The 20,033-nt window shown below is 34.4% G+C and carries 15 protein-coding genes; 2 read left to right on the top strand and 13 right to left on the bottom strand.

The genetic code is table 11. The features are described from left to right. Window positions 1–3: 3 nt before the first annotated feature. Window positions 4–1,194, bottom strand: coding sequence for an MFS transporter (locus tag F9279_RS18770; protein WP_152115820.1), 1,191 nt, complete (start codon window positions 1,192–1,194; stop codon window positions 4–6). Between the two features lie 179 nt (window positions 1,195–1,373). Between F9279_RS18770 and F9279_RS18765 the strand changes: the two genes are divergently transcribed. Next, window positions 1,374–1,736 (top strand): winged helix-turn-helix transcriptional regulator, encoded by a 363-nt coding sequence (locus F9279_RS18765; protein ID WP_152115818.1) that lies wholly within the window; start codon window positions 1,374–1,376, stop codon window positions 1,734–1,736. Window positions 1,737–2,024: 288 nt separating this feature from the next. Here the strand turns inward: F9279_RS18765 and F9279_RS18760 are convergent, their stop codons facing one another. From F9279_RS18760 to hpf, 12 genes are all read right to left on the bottom strand, one after another. Next, on the bottom strand, window positions 2,025–3,446 hold the full coding sequence (locus tag F9279_RS18760) for a S41 family peptidase (protein WP_152115816.1): 1,422 nt from the start codon (window positions 3,444–3,446) through the stop codon (window positions 2,025–2,027). Window positions 3,447–3,581: 135 nt separating this feature from the next. Next, the gene (locus F9279_RS18755; RefSeq protein ID WP_152115814.1) at window positions 3,582–5,744 is read right to left on the bottom strand and encodes a heavy metal translocating P-type ATPase; all 2,163 of its coding nucleotides are present in this window, start codon (window positions 5,742–5,744) and stop codon (window positions 3,582–3,584) included. Between the two features lie 251 nt (window positions 5,745–5,995). Beyond that, on the bottom strand, window positions 5,996–6,340 hold the full coding sequence (locus tag F9279_RS18750; RefSeq protein WP_152115812.1) for an ArsR/SmtB family transcription factor: 345 nt from the start codon (window positions 6,338–6,340) through the stop codon (window positions 5,996–5,998). A gap of 126 nt (window positions 6,341–6,466) precedes the next feature. Continuing rightward, window positions 6,467–7,825 (bottom strand): murein hydrolase activator EnvC family protein, encoded by a 1,359-nt coding sequence (locus F9279_RS18745; protein WP_152115810.1) that lies wholly within the window; start codon window positions 7,823–7,825, stop codon window positions 6,467–6,469. Between the two features lie 137 nt (window positions 7,826–7,962). Next, window positions 7,963–8,856, bottom strand: coding sequence for a permease-like cell division protein FtsX (gene ftsX, locus F9279_RS18740; RefSeq protein WP_152115809.1), 894 nt, complete (start codon window positions 8,854–8,856; stop codon window positions 7,963–7,965). Further along, on the bottom strand, window positions 8,846–9,532 hold the full coding sequence (gene ftsE / locus F9279_RS18735) for a cell division ATP-binding protein FtsE (protein ID WP_152115807.1): 687 nt from the start codon (window positions 9,530–9,532) through the stop codon (window positions 8,846–8,848). The genes ftsX and ftsE overlap by 11 nt, the downstream gene beginning before the upstream one ends. Window positions 9,533–10,220: 688 nt before the next feature. Further along, window positions 10,221–11,042, bottom strand: coding sequence for a YitT family protein (locus tag F9279_RS18730; RefSeq protein ID WP_152115805.1), 822 nt, complete (start codon window positions 11,040–11,042; stop codon window positions 10,221–10,223). 304 nt (window positions 11,043–11,346) lie between these two features. Continuing rightward, window positions 11,347–12,144 carry an undecaprenyl-diphosphate phosphatase gene (gene bacA / locus F9279_RS18725; protein WP_152115803.1) on the bottom strand — a complete coding sequence of 266 codons (798 nt, stop codon included), beginning with the start codon at window positions 12,142–12,144 and terminating at the stop codon, window positions 11,347–11,349. Window positions 12,145–12,312: 168 nt separating this feature from the next. Next, window positions 12,313–13,417 (bottom strand): peptide chain release factor 2 gene (gene prfB / locus F9279_RS18720; RefSeq protein ID WP_152115801.1). Its coding sequence is split into 2 segments (ribosomal slippage): window positions 12,313–13,344 and window positions 13,346–13,417, totalling 1,104 coding nucleotides; the frame shifts between segments, so codons are not numbered across the junction. A 338-nt stretch (window positions 13,418–13,755) separates the two neighbouring features. Then, a complete protein-coding gene (secA, locus tag F9279_RS18715) occupies window positions 13,756–16,272 on the bottom strand; it encodes a preprotein translocase subunit SecA (RefSeq protein ID WP_152115799.1) in 2,517 nt (838 codons plus the stop codon). A 332-nt stretch (window positions 16,273–16,604) separates the two neighbouring features. After that, window positions 16,605–17,441 carry a DUF1028 domain-containing protein gene (locus F9279_RS18710; protein WP_152115797.1) on the bottom strand — a complete coding sequence of 279 codons (837 nt, stop codon included), beginning with the start codon at window positions 17,439–17,441 and terminating at the stop codon, window positions 16,605–16,607. 59 nt (window positions 17,442–17,500) lie between these two features. Continuing rightward, window positions 17,501–18,052, bottom strand: coding sequence for a ribosome hibernation-promoting factor, HPF/YfiA family (gene hpf / locus F9279_RS18705; RefSeq protein WP_152115795.1), 552 nt, complete (start codon window positions 18,050–18,052; stop codon window positions 17,501–17,503). Between the two features lie 805 nt (window positions 18,053–18,857). On the opposite strand from hpf, the gene F9279_RS18700 reads away from it, so the two are divergent. Then, window positions 18,858–20,027, top strand: a complete 1,170-nt coding sequence (locus tag F9279_RS18700) for a glucose-1-phosphate adenylyltransferase (protein WP_152115793.1) — start codon at window positions 18,858–18,860, stop codon at window positions 20,025–20,027. Window positions 20,028–20,033 lie beyond the last annotated feature (6 nt).

Here is a 20,033-nt window from a genome sequence, read left to right as displayed (position 1 = left end):
CGACTACTTCTCCTTTATTCCTTTATTATTTTCGAAAATTAGACTAATAGCTGTTAATCCAACTGCTATCAAAACCATTAGCCCTCCAATCCAAGCTGTGTGAATTAATCCTAGGGATTGATTAATACTTCCTCCTAAGTAAGAACCAATAGCAATCCCACCATTAAATGCTGCAATATTTAATGCAGAAGCTACATCAACTGCTTTAGGTACATAGCGTTCTGCTAACATGACAACATATACTTGTAATCCAGGAACATTCATAAATGCTAATAATCCCATTAAAATGATACTTATTAATCCAAGCAATTTATAAGGTAGGGTAAAATAGAGAGCAAATAAAATGATTGCTTGAACCAAAAACATAAAGAATAAGGAAATAAGTGGCTTCTTATTTGCTAATCTTCCACCAATAAGATTACCAACTGCAATTGCTAATCCATATAAAAGTAGAATCCCAGCTACCGTACTTTCCTTGAACCCTGTTATATCATGTAGAATTGGTGATAAATACGTAAAAACGACAAATGTTCCACCGTAGCCAAACGCAGTAATGAGAAACATTAATAGAAGTCGTTTATTTGTTAATAGAAGATACTGTTCCCTAAAAGTAGCTTTCTTTCCTTTTGATAGTTCTTTAGGAATTACTAGGGTATTTGCAACAAGAGCTATAATCCCAATTATGACAATCGCGAAAAATGCCAGTCTCCAGCCAAAGTGCTGCCCTAAAAATGTCCCGAGTGGTACACCTGTTACAGTTGCAACTGTTAACCCTGAAAACATAATAGAGATAGCACCTGCTCTTTTTTCTTTAGAAACCAGATCTGCGGCTATAGTAGAGCCTATAGACATAAATATTCCATGTGAAAGAGCTGAAAGAATTCTAGCAAACAATAAAACGGGTATACTAGGTGCAATTGCCGCTAAACTATTTCCTAAAATAAATACGATCATGATCCATAATAATAATGTTTTCCTTGATATTTTAGATGTTATGGCTGTTAATACTGGAGCACCAATAGTAACTCCAAGCGCATATATAGAAACCGTTAATCCCGCTGTCTCTAACGGTGTTTTAAAGTCACTCGCAATTAGAGGCAACAAGCCAACACTGATAAATTCTGTTGTACCAATAGCAAAAGCACTTATGGCTAATGCAAGTAAAGCCAAGTGGCTTTTCTTCTTATCTAACACTTGATTTCCTCCTTGTATTTATAAACCACTAGTGGTAGCTTTTTTTTCATTGAATTGTACGACCGGTAAATGTTATTATGAACGATATTATACTTATTGAGAAGTACGCACTAAATTGTAATGTAGGTACCTATAAGTACTATAGGTACAAATAAGTACCTATATAGAAGGAGAAGATTATGGAAGCAAAAAAATATAATATATCGGTTGAAGCAACTTTAGAAGTGATTGGTGGAAAGTGGAAATGTGTTATCTTATGTCATTTAACGCATGGTAAAAAGAGAACAAGTGAATTGAAAAGATTAATGCCTAATATTACGCAAAAAATGCTCACACAACAATTAAGAGAATTAGAAGAAGATGGGGTAATTAACCGTATTATTTATCAACAAATTCCACCTAAAGTAGAATATGAATTAAGTGATTACGGAAAAAGTTTAGAGCCAATCTTAACAGCTCTATGCAATTGGGGAGAAAATCATATTACAAAGATTTATGGAGATAAGCATTTGGTATTAGCAGATAGTATTTTAAATCAGTAGATTTTTCCAATACAAAAAGGATGGTTTGACCACCCTCAGGTTGTAGCAAAGTAATTCACAAAGATAAAACATAATTTTAGATGATCTACGTTACAGGGGTGAGACTCCTATGGGGTCTGCGAGACAGATGAGACCCACACAAACCGCTGTAACGGAAATCATCCCCTAATCAATCGGATGTTTAAATATACTAATTAACAATCTCCCCACTACTCCATAGAGAGTTATTTCTCAACAACCTGTGGACAATCTAACCATCCTTTTTGAATGTAAAACTATTGAATCCTGTTAATTCACCAAATACCTCAAAGCAGTTTGAAGCTGTAGGTCATTTTCTTCTTTTTTCATTTCTTCTCTTACTACCTCTTGCATTTTTGCGGCTGTCTTCTGATCAATTGTTCCTGTAGCTTCAAGAGAATTTTGTGTCTGAAAAGCTTTTACTGCTACTTCTGTTTGACTGCTAAAGTAGCCATCCTTTCGATCTGTTGTAAAACCTAAACTTGTGAGTATCTCTTGAGCATATTGAATTTGTTCATTATTTTCTTCTAATTTTAGTGTTTCCTTTATTTGTAGTGGATGGTTATGGTAGAGATCACTCTGCTTCACTTCTAAATTGGGTTCTATCCCTGTCTTGTGAATCCAATTCCCTTCTGGTGTTAACCATTTTGAAATAGTCAACTTAATTTCACTACCGTCATCCATGGAAATGGGTTGTTGAACAGTTCCTTTACCAAAAGTTTTTTCTCCAATTAAAGTGTAATCTGCTGCTTCTTTTAAAGCACCTGCCATTATTTCTGATGCAGATGCACTACCACTATCTATTAATACAGCAACGGGATAGTCTTTTTTCTCCTTTAAATCAGAATAAAACTGCTGTGTATCTCCATTTCGATTCTCTACTTGCACATATGGTTTACCTTTTGTTACAAAGTTCTCTAAAATAGCGTTCACACTTGTTAAGAACCCTCCAGGATTTCCTCTTACGTCTAGAATCAGTCCTGAGATATTTTTATCTTCTAATTCACTTAATGCCTTATCAAACTCATTTGCTGTATCCTGTGAGAAAGAAGTTATTTGAATATAACCGATATTCTCTCCTCCCTCTTTCTTCATATCAGAATACACAGTAATTTGCGGAACTTCATCACGAACAAGGGATACTTCAATTGGTTTATTAACAGTAGACCGTATAATTTCTAACTCTACTTTTGTTCCTTTTTCTCCCCTAATTTCATTAATAACATCATTTAAGTCTTTTCCACTCACACTTTCTCCATTAACAGAAATAATTTCATCCAATGGCTTAATTCCTGCTTTTTCGGCAGGCGATCCTTTTATTGGTGAGACAATAATAATTTTTTCTTGATCAATACTTATTTCTGCACCAATTCCCTCAAAGGATGAATCTAAAGCTTGTTCAAATTGCTTTGCTGCATCTTGATCCATATATACCGAATAAGGATCCTCTAAAGTAGCTAGCATTCCTTTAATGGCACCATCTTCTAATTGTTGCTGATCTACTTTTTCCACGTAATTATTAAGTATTAATTGATAGGCTTTATTTAATTTATATAGAGAGCCTGTAGCTGTATCTAATTCTATGGAGTTACTTTCCTCTTTTTTATCAAGGAAGTTCATTCCTAAGTAGGTGATTCCTGATCCTGTTAGTAGGGAGCCTGTCATGCATATTGCTAACCATTTCCGATTCATTTAGCCGTCGTCCTTTCTTTAAGCAACCTGCATTTTTTATATACTTTTTCCATGTATATGTAGGTTTGGGACAACTTATGAATGGATCTGCACAGATCAAAAAGAAGCTAGTAAATCTACCAGCTTCTCACTAAACTATAAACCCTTTACTTGCATGACTCTCATTGCATTTAATACTGCCAGAAGTGTTACTCCCACATCAGAAAATACTGCTTCCCACATTGTGGAAATACCGAATGCTCCTAGTAATAAGAATATTACTTTTACTCCTAATGCAAAAATAATATTTTGCCATACGATTGTACGCGTTCTTTTCGCTATTTCAATAGCTGTGGCGATTTTCGATGGTTCATCTGTCATTATTACTATATCAGCAGCCTCTATTGCTGCATCTGAACCTAATCCACCCATTGCCATGCCAATATCTGCCCTTGCTAATACAGGAGTATCGTTAATTCCATCTCCAACAAATAATATCTTTTCTTTTGGCTGTTTTTGCTTATCTATCTTCTCTATTTCTTCCACTTTATGTTGTGGTAATAATTCTGTGTAAACTTCATCTAAACCTAATAAAGTTCCTACTTTTCTACCAACCTTTTCACTATCACCTGTTAGCATGACCGTTTTCTTGATGCCCAACTTTTTCAATGCTGAAATAGCATTTGCTGCATCTGCCTTCACTTTATCAGCAATTAATATAGAACCAATAAACTGCTTATCCACGGCTAGATAAACAACTGTTCCTACCTCTTCTTCTCTTATAAAATCAATTGATTCTGCCTTCATTAATTTTTGGTTTCCAGCTACTATTTCTTTATTTTCTTTTGTTACTTTTATTCCATGTCCAGAAATTTCTTGATAATTACTCAAAACACTATTATTTATCTCTTCTCCATAAGCTTTTCTGATGGATTCCGCTATTGGATGATTAGAAAAAGCCTCTGCGTATGCCGCATATTTTAATAACTCCTCTTCCGTATAGCCTGTTGTAGGATTCAGTTCATTTACTTCAAACTGTCCTTTTGTTAATGTTCCCGTTTTATCCAATACTACATACTTCACATCATTTAATGCTTCTAAATAGTTACTACCTTTTACTAATATCCCTTTCTTAGATGCAGCACCAATTCCACCGAAAAATCCTAAAGGAATAGAAATAACCAAAGCACAGGGACACGATATAACTAAAAAGACTAAAGCTCTATATAACCAATCTGAAAAGGTAGCACCAGTAAACAATAGCGGAGGAACAATAGCTAGAATAGTAGCAACGATGACTACCACTGGCGTGTAGAATCTTGCAAATTTTGTAATGAACTTTTCAGTAGGAGCTTTTTTGTTACTTGCATTCTCTACTAAATCTAAAATTTTGGATACCGTTGATTCACCGAAACTTTTCGTTACTTTAATAGTTAGAACGCCTTGCTTATTAATAAAACCACTTAATACTTCATTACCTTCTTCGATATCTCTTGGTACTGATTCTCCTGTTAAGGCAGAGGTATCAACGGAAGAGTTCCCCTCAATTATAACTCCATCTAAAGGAACCTTCTCTCCTGGTTTCACCAAAATAATGTCATCTATCTTCACTTTATCTGGTGATACCATTTTAAACTCAGAACCAATTTTTACATTGGCATAGTCTGGTCTTATATCCATTAAACTACTTATGGATTTTCTTGAGCGGTTAACAGCCATACCTTGAAATAGTTCTCCCACCTGGTAAAAGAGCATCACTGCTACTCCCTCTGGATATTCCCCTATGGCAAATGCACCTACAGTAGCAATAGCCATTAAAAAATGCTCATCAAATACTTGACCCCGAATAATATTTTTTATAGCTCTTAGTACAATATCGCCACCAACTATTAAATAAGCAACCAAGAATACTCCAAACTCCATGAAACTTTCAAGAGGAAGGAAGTAACCCAATGAGGCTATAATAACACCTGCTATTAATCGGGTAACCATTCTTTTCATCTCATATCTTCCATGATCATGAGAATGACCTTTATGTTCATGCTGATGGCTATGAGTATGGTTAGGTGCCACCGACCGACCTTTTTCCACCATATTTACATGAGATTCTATTGTATTAACTGCACTTCTCGCAGTAGATATTATCTTTTCTTCTTCTTGTTCTTCTATTTCTAGTCGTATTGTCTGTGTGGCAAAATTTACACTACAGCTATTTACTCCCTCAATAGTAGAAACACCTTTTTCTATCTTCATTGCACAATTTGCACAATCTAACCCACTTAGGAGGAATTCTCTTTTTATTAATGACTTTCCTTCCATGAATACTCCCTCTTTCTATTTCTAGATTACGAAAGATATTTTTATATATGAACAAATATTCATATACTCATATTCGTATTATATGTAATATGTTAGAAAAGTGTCAATATATTTTCTATTGTTTTACTGTGGGATATAAAATATGTGCATTAGTGGAAAAATGGACTACCTAATGAATTAGATATATCAATATAAATAAAAAAGACAGTTAATCCGATATCAAACGAATAACTATCTTTAATAAATGGTTATTAATGATGTCTTGCATGATCAATCATTTGTTTTAAGACTCCCATAACATGTTCATCATCGCATGAATATATCATGGTTGTTCCTTCCCGTTTGTATTTGACTAGGCGTAGATTTTTTAAGAACCGAAGTTGATGGGAAACAGTTGATTGAAGCATTTGTAATCTTTCTGCAATTTCATTAACAGAGTGCTGTTTATCAGATAACAAGTGTAGTATTTTTATTCTAGTAGGATCTGATAATGCTTTAAATGTTTGAGAAACAATAAATAATGTTTCTTCATCTAATTCATTTTGTTTATGTTCCAATGGATTTATTAATTCCTTACTCTCATCTCTGTCACTCATTGATTACTTACTCCTTTTTGTGCATATATTCCATTTTAGCATGAAAATACAAAAAACCACTATTCGGGAATAGTGGTTTCTGTTTATTTCCATTAATCATGGGTAAAATATAAATATAACAAACTATTAAAATGGAACTATTCCAATAGGATTAATTGCGTTAGATTTCGCTTGGTTCCATGCTCCTTTATGCAATTCAAAGTGTAAATGCTGTCCTTGGGAATCACCTGTATTACCCATAAGACCTATTTGTTGCCCTTTTCTCACAACTTCTCCACTTTGCACAGAACGACTTCCACTTCTCATATGGGCATAAACAGTTGTATAGGTTTGTCCATTAATATAGTGACTCACAAAAACTGCTTCTCCATAGCTACTTGAAGTGTATGAACGAATGACAACCCCATCTGCAGCTGCATAGATTGGAACTGTGCCACTTGCTGCTATATCTACACCTGCATGAAATGTACCCCAGCGTTGTCCTAATCCAGAAGAGACATATCCAGCAGCAGCTGGTTTAGTAAAGTTTCCTGCAGACACAGACGGACTAGATACAACATTTTCAGTATTTGAAGATGAGCTGTTACTAGATGATGAACTAGTATTTGAAGACTTCTTCGCAGCTGCAGCAGCAGCTTCTGCCTCTGCTTTTTTACGAGCTTCTTCTGCAGCCTGCTTCGCTAGCTCAGCTTGTCGATCTTTTTCCAATTGTATTGCTTTTTCCATAGCTACTTTTTGATCAGCTAATAACTGCTCTTCTTCCTCTAAGGAAAGCATTTCTGCATGGACATGATCTTCTTGTTCATTAAGTTGAGCCATTAATTCATCTTTTTCTTTTTTCTGATTATCTAAGGATACTTTCATTTTTTCTAAGTCAGCTAACATGTTTTCTAAAGAGCTTAGCTTTGTTTTTAACTCTTGTTGTGATTGCTCTAGTAGTTTTTTATCTGCTTCCTGTTCTTTAATGATCCCTTGATCTGCTTCTACAATTGTTGCCACTGCTCCAACTCGGTCAATAAAATCACTAAAGCTTTGTGAACCCATTAAAACGTCGAGATAATTTATTACTCCGCCAGTTTCCTGATAAGATCTAGCTCTTTCTTTTAATAACTCATTTCTTACTTCAATTCGCTTTGTTACTTCTGCAATTTGTTTTTCTAACTTTTCCACTTCTGCTTTCGTAGTAGAAATTTGCTCATTCTTTTCCGTAATCTTCACTTGAGTACTAGAGATGGAAGTATTTAATTTCTCCAATTGTGTTTCTACAGAAGCTTGTTGAGTATGAATATCATCTAATTGATTAGAAGAATCCGTAATTTGCGATTGAACATCGTTTTGTTTATTCTCTATCTCACTTTTTTCTTTACTTAATTCACTTAAAGAACTATTAGCTAATGAATAGGTTGGCATGGAAACCATCACACCACTGAAGCTTAAAACAGACACAATCGTTAGTTTAGCAACAGTATTATTCTTCTTTTTCATAAAAGCTCCTTCCCCTCTATACCTATAAGTCTACTTGGTATAATGTTACATTTTATCTATCACTCTAAAGAATGGCTTGAATTGCCAATTACTAGCGCTCCAAGCCATTCCTTAAAATACTTATCATTTTTTCAAACTTACACTTTCAAGAACTTACGAATACTCATGACAGATCCCCAAATTCCAATAAATGCTCCCATGAATAAAAGTAATCCAGTAACTTGGAACACAAATGGTGAGAAATCCAGTATTTGTATATAACTTCCAGCAAGCTTATCAATTAAGAATTCATATGCATAATAATAAACTACAGATACTGCTACTACTGGTAAAACAGACCCAATGATACCTAACCACATACCTTCTAGGAAAAATGGCCAGCGGATAAACCAATTAGTAGCACCAACTAATCGCATAATCTCAATTTCTTTTCTTCTAGCAACAATTGTAATTTTAATGGTGTTAGAAATAAGGAACATAGCTGTAAATAATAGTCCAACAATCAGGACAATACCAACATTTCTACTTATATTAATAGCACTAAATAGCTTTTCAACTGTACCTTGTCCATATCTTACCTTCGCTGCATGATCTAATTTTTCAATCTTTTTCACTACAGCTAGTGTGTCTTGTGGATCTTTTGTTTTTACAACAAATACATCGTTAAGAGGATTATCTTGTTCAAATAACTTAAATGCATCCCCATCTTCTCCAAGACTTGAGATTAAATTATCCAATTCTTCTCCCTTAGGAGAAAAAACAACTGTATCAATTTCTGGCATACTCTTTATCTGATCTTCCAGCGTTTGTTTTTCCTCTTCTGTCGCTGCTATATCAATATGCACTCTAATTTCTACATTTTCTTCAATGGATGTTGCTACATGATTCAAGTTCATCATAATAACAAAAAACACGCCTACTAATGCCAATGTAATTGCCACTGCACTTATAGAGGCAAATGTCATCCAACCGTTACGAATAAGACTTTTAAAGCTTTCTTTTAGATGTCTTGTTACCGTTCTAAGCTTCATAACCGTATTCACCTCTCGCTTCATCACGCACAATTCTTCCGCCCTCAATAGCAATAACACGGTGTTTAATGGTATTCACTATATCCTTGTTATGTGTTGCCATGACAATGGTTGTACCTCTATTGTTAATTTGTTCAAATAGATTCATAATTTCCCAAGATGTTTCAGGATCAAGGTTACCAGTTGGCTCATCCGCGATTACTAATTTCGGAGAGTTAACAATAGAACGAGCAATAGAAACACGTTGCTGTTCCCCACCTGATAACTCAGTTGGTAACATGCGAGCTTTATGCTTAAGGCCAACCAAATCTAAAATGTCCATTACTTTTTTCTTAATATGTTTAGGATTTTCCTCAATAACTTCTAAAGCAAACGCTACATTTTCAAACACAGTTAATGTAGGTAGAAGTTTGAAATCTTGGAATACAACGCCCATATTTCTTCTTAGCAAAGGAACTTTATTATCACGCAATTTTTCTAAATTAATTCCATTTATCCGTATATTACCTTGAGTAGGTTTCTCTTCACGATACATCATTTTAATAAATGTTGATTTTCCAGCACCACTTGGTCCTACTACATAAACAAATTCACCTTGATTAATTTTCACATTTATTCCATTAGCCGCTATGACCCCGTTGGCATACTTTTTCATTACATTTTTCATTTCTATCATCTATTATCACACCTGAATTTTTATTTGTAAGAAATTAAAGGAGTAAAAAGGAGATATACAAATGGCATAAACACAATTCTCAAAGAAGTAAACAATTGGAGCGAATTGGATTGGTTTATGAATTTGTAACTCGTACAGGAGATGCTCTAGCAAGAATCTCCATTCTTCTACTCTTTCATATGATTCAATAACCAAAATTCGACAACATTCAACCGACTTAAAACGACAAGCTCTATGCTCGTCATTTACTTACCTAAGTTATTATATCATCATAATACAGCATGTTAACTCAAAAAATTATTACATTTTCTTTTCAAGCATGTCACAAAGTACTATTGGTTTCACGTAATGTCATTATTAACTATTCTAATTGTACTATAAAACGACTAATTCCCCCTTTATTTTTAATAAAAAAACAAAGAAATAGTTATAAATACCTAAATCCATCTTTACCTAATGGAATTATTTACATATAAATCTTGCCAACATTTACTATTAATAAAACGATTTCATTCTATCTATCGATTATTCGACAATTTTCTGATTAGTTGTTTAGATAATTTTCGCCATCTGTTTCATACCTTTTATAAGGTATGAAACAGATAATAACAAAAAAGTATCCCTTATCAGAGATACTTTTTGTCATTAAGATTAATCCATGAATTAGCAGTTTACTTATGTTTCTCTCTTACTTATTAAACCCTTCTCCTAGAACTTCTGATGCATCTGTAACTACAACAAAGGCAGATTCATCAATAGATTTTACAAGTAATTTGAGTTTCATAAATTGTGATTGATCGACTACACACATCAAAATAGGTCTCTCTGAATCTGTATAACCACCATGAGCTGTTAATTTAGTCACACCACGGTCTATTTTATTTAAAATTCCTTCACGAACTTCTTCTTGTTTATCCGTAATAATTAAAGCCATTTTAGAAGTTCCAAATCCTACTTGCACTAAATCAATAGTTTTACTTGTAACAAATAAAGCAATTAATGCATAAAGTCCTTGTTCTATACTAAATACGATAGAAGCAGTAATAACAATAATTCCGTCAATTAAAGCAACACATTTTCCTAGCGAGATATTTGTGTATTTATTAAAAATTTGTGCTGCAAGATCTGTTCCACCAGTTGAAGCCTTGCCTCTAAATACAATACCAATTCCGAGTCCAACACCAATTCCACCATATAGCGCAGCCAATAATGGTTCATGAGTCCAAGGTTCTAAATCATTGGATAAGAAAACAACTAAAGGAAGAAAGATAGTACCTACTAATGTCTTGACTCCGAAATTTTTCCCTAATAAAATAACACCTAGAATAAATAAAGGGATATTGAATGCCCATTGAACATAGGCAGGCTCCCAAAGGAATAAGTCTTTGGTAATTGTACTAATTCCACTTACTCCACCAGAAGCAATTTTATTTGGAAGTAAGAATAAGTTAAATGACAATGCGACAATAGCTGACCCTATTAACACATATATATATTCACGCCATTTCATAATTTGACACCTCTTCTAATTTTGTCGCATATAAGCATACTTTGTATGTAGTTTATCCTTAATAGTCACTGCCGAAGTATGACATTTTTTGCATAATAAATTCTTGTATATCCTTTTGGAAATACAAGCAGGGCTAAGCTAGGCTGATGAAAATTAAAACAATACAAAACGCCTAATAAAATAGGAAATTTCCTAACAAGCAGTGAGTATATCATCATTTCTATAGAGTGTAAATGGTGTTAAATTAGCGTGCTAAAGGGATAAAATAAAAAAACCTCACAAATGTGAGGAGAAAATTATAGAATTATAATAGAAAAATCCAGAATAGAATGGCAAGCCCGAATCGATAGTATGCAAATGGAGCTAATTTGATTTTATTTATAAGCCTTAGAAAAAATTTAATTGCAATTAATGCAACGAGAAAGGCCGTGATAAAACCTGTAATAAAAAGAGGAAGATCAGAGGTAGTCAGATAACTCCAACTTTCCATTAAATCTTTCCCTGTAGCTGCAGCCATAATGGGAATTGCCATTATAAAAGTAAATTCAGATGCTGTTTTATGTGTTAACCCACTTAGTAAACCTCCTGAAAGAGTAGCACCCGACCTTGAGAATCCAGGAACTAGGGCAAAGCATTGAAACATCCCCACCGCAAATGCCTGCCTATACGAAATTTGATCTAATGTATGTGCCGTTGGAATTGGCTTATATTTTTCCGCCACAAGCATTAATACGCCACCAATAATCAACGTAATAACCACTGTTCCAGAACTAAAAAGAACTTCTTTTATAAAGTCATATAATAACAAACCACCAACTCCAAATGGAATCATTCCAATAGCTATATGTATCAAACTTAATTTCCCCATACCTTCTGATGATTGGTACTTCTGTATGCCCAATATACTTAAAATTCTTTTCCAAAAAACGAAAACTACTGCTAAAATACTCCCTAACTGTATAATAATTTCAAATGTTTTAGCACGCTCTCCAGTGAAATCCAGTAAGTGTGCTACTAAAATAAGATGACCTGTAGAGGAAACTGGTGCAAATTCAGTTAATCCCTCAACAGTTCCTAATATAATAGCAATGATAATTTCCATAAATGCCTCCTATTTCATAATGATTTATAGTGTTTTATCCATTCTCTTCAAGACAATACTTTTCCCTTAAAAAAGCATGTCCTTTCTAATATATTTGGCTAACCTGAGAATAGACGTAAAAAAAAACCAGATTGATCATGAATCATGATAAATCTGGTTTCTCTTTTATTATGCATTGATTTTAGAACGAAGATAAGCATTTACAAAAACATCTAAATCGCCATCCATCACAGATTGCGTGTTTCCTACCTCCGTATTCGTACGGTGATCTTTTACCATAGAATATGGGTGGAATACATAAGAACGAATTTGGCTTCCCCAGCCAATTTCTTTTTGTTCGCCACGGATTTCAGCTAACTTCTCTTCTTGTTCTTCAATTTTACGTTGATATAATTTTGCTTTCAACATTTTCATCGCTGTTTCTCTGTTCTTAATTTGAGAACGTTCTGTTTGACAGGAAACAACCACTCCTGTTGGAATATGTGTAATACGCACAGCAGAATCTGTTGTATTGATATGCTGTCCACCCGCACCACTTGCACGATACGTATCAACTTTCAAATCTTCTGTACGAACTTCAATTTCAATTTCATCATTAAATTCTGGCATAACATCACAAGAAACAAAGCTTGTGTGTCTACGGCCTGATGAATCAAACGGAGAAATACGAACTAAACGATGTACTCCTTTTTCTGCTTTTAAGTATCCATATGCATTATGACCCTTAATCGCTAAAGTAACACTTTTAATACCAGCCTCATCACCAGGTAAGTAATCTAAAGTCTCTACTTTAAAGCCTTTTTTCTCAGCATATCTTGTATACATACGAAGAAGCATGCTTCCCCAGTCTTGTGACTCCGTACCACCAGCTCCTGGATGAAGCTCTAAGATAGCATTGTTTTTATCATATGGTCCGCTTAATAATAGATTTAATTCAAACTGACTTAAACGATTTACAAGTTCCGTAAGCTCCGATTCCAACTCACTACGAAGCTCTGCATCATCTTCTTCTTTCACAAGCTCATACGTTAACTCTAAGTTCTCATACGCTTCAAACAACTGATAAAACTCATGCACCTGGTCTTTTAATGCATTACTTTCCGAGATAACAGCCTGTGCTGCCTGCTGATCATTCCAGAAATCTGGATGTAGCATTTCATCTTCTAATCCAGCAATACGTGCCTCTTTGTTTTCTAAGTCAAAGAGACCCCCTAAAGTTTTCTAGTGTTACATCTATCTTCTCTAACTCATTACGAATTTCTGCTAATTCCATTTATGTCACCCTTTTTAAAAATTATAGTTCTAAGTAGAATTCTACTTCCTTTATGTATTATATGGCTTTTTGAAAAAAAATGCATGTTTTCGTGATAAATTGATGTGTATTAAAGTGGAAAGTAGGTAATGTATTTGCGGTTTATTAAGGTTTATTTGCGGTTAGACTGAGTTTATTTGCGGTTACTAACATTCTTTTTGCCAATTACTCTATTTTATTTGCAGTATAGCATGATTTATTTGCAATAGTCCTCATCTCGAACAATAACTTGTGCTACTTCCATTACAAGAAAAGACCTATCTCTTCCTCAGAAAAAGATAGGTCTTTACTTAAATTATTTAAACCGTTGTACCATGACAATTTTTATATTTTTTCCCGCTTCCACAGAAGCAAGGATCATTTCGTCCTATGTCTAGTTGCTTCATCGCTGGTTTTTTCTTTGGCTTCTGCTCGCCATCTTCTTTTGGATTGACTGCTTGACCTTTTGCTACTTCTTCTCTTTCTAGATTATTACGAATTTCAGCTTTCATAATATATTTCGCAGCATCATCCTCGATAGCAAGAACCATTGCTTCAAACATTGCAAATCCTTCTGATTGATATTCACGTAGCGGATCAATTTGTCCATATGCACGAAGGTGAATACCTTGACGTAATTGATCCATCTGATCAATATGATCAATCCATTTGCTATCTACAGCACGAAGCACAATAACTCTCTCAAATTCACGCATTTGTTCTAGTGATAATTTCTCTTCTTTTTCATCATAGCTTGTTATTACTTTAGCAAAAATGAAATCGACAATCTCATCACTTTCTTTTCCGCGTAAATCACTTAATTCCACGGATCCTTCTTCTAAAAGATTTCCGTTCACATACTCAATAATAGATTGAAGATCCCAGTTCTCTCTATCTTCATTATCTGGAGTATGTGCTTGAACATTTCTTTGTAAGGAAGATTTAATCATATTTTCTACAATAGAGCGTAGATTTTCAGCTGTTAGCACTTCATTACGCTGTGCATAGATAATTTCCCTTTGTTGACGTAACACATCATCATATTGCAATAATTGCTTACGTGAATCAAAGTTATTTCCTTCTACACGTTTTTGAGCTGATTCCACTGCACGAGATACCATTTTACTCTGAATAGGCTGTGAATCATCCATTCCAAGTCTAGTCATCATACTTTTCATATTATCTGAACCGAAACGGCGCATTAGCTCGTCTTCCATGGATAGATAAAACTGTGTTACCCCCGGATCTCCTTGACGTCCAGAACGTCCACGTAACTGATTATCAATACGTCTACTTTCATGACGTTCTGTACCAATAACAGCTAGTCCGCCTACTTCTTTAATTCCTTGACCTAGCTTAATGTCTGTTCCACGTCCTGCCATGTTAGTAGCAATAGTAACAGAACCCTTTTCACCAGCAGTTGCGATAATCTCAGCTTCTCTTTCATGGTTCTTTGCATTTAAAACATTATGTGGAATGCCTTTTTTCGATAAGTATTTAGAAATGATCTCGGATGTCTCAATAGCAACCGTACCAACAAGAACTGGTTGTCCATTTTTATGTCGCTCTGCAATATCCTCTACAACAGCTCTAAATTTTCCATCCATCGTTGTATAGATTAAATCCGCACGGTCATCACGAATGATATCTCGGTTTGTTGGAATAACCACTACATTCATATTATAAATATTGCGGAATTCCTCTTCCTCTGTTTTCGCCGTACCAGTCATCCCGGCTAGTTTTTGATACATACGGAAATAGTTCTGGAATGTAATCGTTGCTAGTGTCATACTTTCGTTTTGAATCTCAAGGCCTTCTTTTGCTTCAATTGCTTGATGCAATCCATCACTATAACGGCGACCTTTCATTAAACGGCCAGTAAATTGGTCAACAATGACTATCTCACCATCTTGCACCACATAATCAACATCTTTATGCATACTAGCATGTGCTTTTAATGCCTGGGTAATATGATGGTTTATCGCTACATTGGAAACATCAAAAAGATTCTCAATTTGGAAAACACGTTCTGCTTTAGACATACCTTCTTCTGTTAATTGAACACCTTTTGTTTTTTCATCATATGTGTAATCTTTTTCCACTTTCAAACTAGTTACAAATATATTTGCACGTACATACAGCTGTGTTGATTTCTGAGCCGATCCAGAAATAATTAATGGAGTTCGTGCTTCATCAATTAAAATAGAGTCTACTTCATCAATTACTGCATAATTTAATGGTCTTTGAACTTTTTGTTCCGTATATAAAACCATGTTATCGCGTAAATAATCGAATCCGAACTCATTATTTGTACCATACGTAATATCCGCATTATATGCAGCTTGTTTCTCTTCTCTTGTAAGTCCGTTCAAATTAAGACCTACTGTTAAGCCAAGGAAGTTATACAATTGACCCATTTCCGCTGCGTCACGAGTAGCAAGATATTCATTGACAGTGATAACATGAACACCTTTACCAGAGATTGCGTTTAAGTATACAGGCATTGTTGCTGTTAATGTTTTACCTTCCCCTGTTTTCATTTCTGAAATATTACCATCATGAAGGGAAGCTCCCCCCATTAACTGCACAGGATAAGGGTACAAACCTAACACACGTTTTGCCGCTTCTCTTACTACAGCAAATGCTTCTACTAATAAATCCTCTAGAGATTCTCCCTTTTGATAACGGGCTTTAAATTCCTCTGTTTTCTCCTTTATTTGTTCATCTGATAGAGCTTGCGTTTGGTCTGCAAGCAATTCAATTTTCTCTGAAAGTTTAGTTAATCTTTTTAAATCGCGTTTGTTTTGATCAAATACTTTATTTAATAATCCAAGCATTAAAAAACGCTCCTTTGATTTATAATTAAGAGTGACAAAATATATTTTAACTAGAATAGTTAAGATTCATTAAAAGTAAATGAAAATCATTTGTCTCTTTTATGACTTTATTTTATTTATATAATTTTTTTGATTCTATTTATTCTAATACTCAAACTTATGAAGTATACCCTATCTATCTTAACATTTCCATAATAGAGTGACAACTTAAGTATAGCATAAGTCAAGAAGGAATTTTGCAAGGTATGTGGATGTTTCTACTGCTATCCATATTAATAGTAGAAAAAAGACAAAAGGTGGATAACCTCTTGTCTCATTTCTAGTTAATTGTCTTATTGTTTTTTCATATATTCCAATACTTCTCTATCTATCTTTCCAGTACCTTGTTCTCTTTCCTCGAAGTTTTCTGTATGAATATAATTTTTCAAAGCTTGATGGAGATCACTTGTCTTACCTTTACCTAAATACTCCAAACGTTCTAAATGGGATGTTAACTCTGTTTGTACATCTCCTTCTATGCTAATGATGTTTTCTTCTTTAGAAGGTGCAAAATATAATTGTTGTAATTGATAGATGCGAGATAGTTCTTTAATTGGTTCTATATGATCATCTACCCGTAAATCAATATAACGATCATTGTATCCACCATATCCTCCTCGATCCTTTACAATTAGCAAAGCAGCTGACTGTTGTCCCCTACTATCGCCACCTGCGTCTTGACCAGCTTGTAACGCAGCTAATAGTCTTTCAGCAAGACTTCCTTGCTTTGTTTGAAAAGTATTAGCCATAGTTTGAACTGTTTTTTCGTCTACCAAAATATTTCCTTGTGCTGCAAAATGTTGCCCAGTCATTCCACCTGCCCAACCATAACACTCATTACCTGTGAAAGTAGCAGCATTGCCTTTAGCATCAATAAAAGCTACCTGGCGCTGCTCTCTAGCTGGATCTTTTTCTAAAATAATATGTAAGGCTTCTTCAGCAGTTTTTCCTTCTTCCATTAATCGAAGCCCATCTGGACCAAAGGAAGTATTGGCATAAGATTGTGTAGCAACAGCACCAATACCAGCCTTTGCCCACGGTACTACTGATCCTACTCCTAGGAATTTTGATTGAACCGCAATTCCCCACTCTTTTTCTTCTGGATCAAAGCCAATAATTGAGAATGTCAAATGTATTCCTCCTTTTAGTGATAAAAGAAACCTGCAGTTTTCACTGCAGGCTATAAGTATTATTGAGCTTCAATTAATCCATATTTACCATCTTTACGCTTGTAAACAATGTTTGTATGGTTTGTCTCAGCATCTGTGTAAACAAAGAAATTATGTCCTAATAGATCCATTTGTAGAATAGCTTCTTCTGAATCCATTGGTTTTAAGTTAAAGCTTTTTTGGCGAACAATTTCTAAGTCTTGTTCTTCCTCGTCTACGGCAGTAGTAGACGTTTCATTAGTACCAAACAATGCACTTAAGTTCCCTTTTTCTCTATGTTTACGATTTACCTTTGTTTTATGTTTTCTTATTTGTCTTTCTAATTTATCCGTAATTAGGTCAATGGCTGCATACATATCCACATGATCCTCTTCTGCTCTTAATAAAAGCTGGGACATTGGAATAGTTACTTCCACTTTTGATGTTTTATCATTATACGTTTTTAAGTTCACATTTACATTTGCATCTGGTGTTTCGGAAAAATAACGCTCTAATTTTGTTATTTTCTTTTCTACATACTCTCTAATTGCTGGAGTTACCTCAATGTTTTCTCCTCTAATGTTGAAATTCATAAGTTACTCCTCCTTTATATTATCCAGTGCAAGTCTTATGTTTCCTAAAGATATTAAAATGTATACCTCAGAAATCATTTTGACTATGCTATATATTTCTAGAATACCCTATCATTTTCCTGCTAAAACTAGTAAAAAAATCGACAAAAATGTGAACTTTGTAAAATTAGCTATTCTTCTTATATGTTGTTTATCGAAAAAATTTGTTAAGTACTTTAAATTTGAAAAAATTATGTCACTATATGTTTTATTCTCATTTTTTTGGGATATATATACACCATGATTGCAGTTAAGAAATAATTTTAAAAAAGTCTATCTTTTTAGAAAGAATACATTAGCCAATAGCAAATCGAATTGGAACATAAAAAGAAATGAAACAACAATAATTATAAAATGTTTCGACAGAATCTATGAAGACTTCCTCCAATTCCATTTAATAGGTGGATATATGCGTTTAAATTGACTTCATTCTGTCGACATTTAGCGAAATTAATCAAAATATTTTTACTTTTCCAAGAATGATATTTGCTACAATTACATTATTATAAAAAGACATTATGGAGGTAACAAATGAACGAGTTAATTTTACAAAATCAACTAGATCTTTCACTAGAAGCAACAGAAACAGAAGAGGAAATAGAGTACTACTACAAGCTTTGGGAGGACGATCGGTTATAATTGCTCGTATCATAGAAGCGGTAAATTGACTTTTCTAATCATTTACTAAAGGAAGTTTCTATCTTCTTTAAGGAAACTTCTTTAAATATGACTTTAAATAACATTTGAATATACACAGGAGGGATCTATTTTGAAGAAAAAATGTATTGCTATGCTTTTAGCGGGCGGACGAGGGACAAGATTAAAGAAACTAACAGAAGATTTAGCTAAACCTGCAGTACCATTCGGTGGCAAATATCGAATTATTGATTTCACCTTAAGTAATTGCCGTAATTCAGGAATAGATACCGTTGGTGTATTAACACAATATCAACCACATGTATTACAAAACTATATTAAAGACGGTAAAGACTGGGATTTAGATAGTCGAGATGGCGGACTGAACATTCTTCCTCCTTATCAATGTGGAACAGAAGAACGTTGGTATGATGGCACAGCACATGCCATTTATCAAAACACTTCCTTTATCGACCAATATGATCCTGAACATGTACTTGTCATTTCTGGCGATCATATTTATAAAATGGATTATGACCTTATGCTTCAAGAACATATTAAAACTGGTGCTGATGCAACCATTTCCGTTACAGAGGTAACTTGGGAAGAAGCAAGCAGATTCGGCATTATGAATACAGATGGCACCAACAATCGCATTGTTGATTTCGAAGAGAAGCCAGATAATCCTAAATCCAATCTTGCCTCCATGGGCGTATATATTTTCAAATGGAAAACGTTAAAGTCCTATCTACAAAAAGAGGAAGAAAACGAACTATCCTCAAAAGACTTCGGAAAAGATATTATTCCAGCCATGTTAACAGACAACCGAAAACTATTTGCTTACACATTTAGCGGCTACTGGAAAGATGTTGGAACCATCGATAGCTTCTGGGAAGCAAATATGGATCTTTTATCAAAGGAAAGCAATATCTTCTTAAACGATAAGGATTGGACCGTGTTCACACATGAACAGAGCTATGCTCCATCTTACATCGATTCTTCTGCTACTGTAAAACGTTCTATCATCAGTGAAGGCTGCGAGGTATATGGAACCGTAGAAAATTCCGTAATATTTAACGACGTAGTAATTGGTAAAGGATCTATTATCAAGGATTCTGTTCTTCTACCAGGTACAGTTATTGGAGAGAATGTAGTGATTGAGAAGGGTGTAACTGCATGTAAAGTTACCGTTGGAGATCATTGTATTATCGCTCCAAGCAAAGCCAATGCAGAGATTGTATTAGTTGGTGAGGATGTAGTGAATAAGGATAATCGAGTTGGGTTGTATAAAGTAATCTAAAAAACA

Source organism: Bacillus sp. B1-b2 (assembly GCF_009183415.1).
Lineage (GTDB): Bacteria > Bacillota > Bacilli > Bacillales > Cytobacillaceae > Niallia.
The sequence above is the reverse complement of the archived record's forward strand: the minus strand, read 5'-3'. Positions and strand labels throughout refer to the sequence as shown.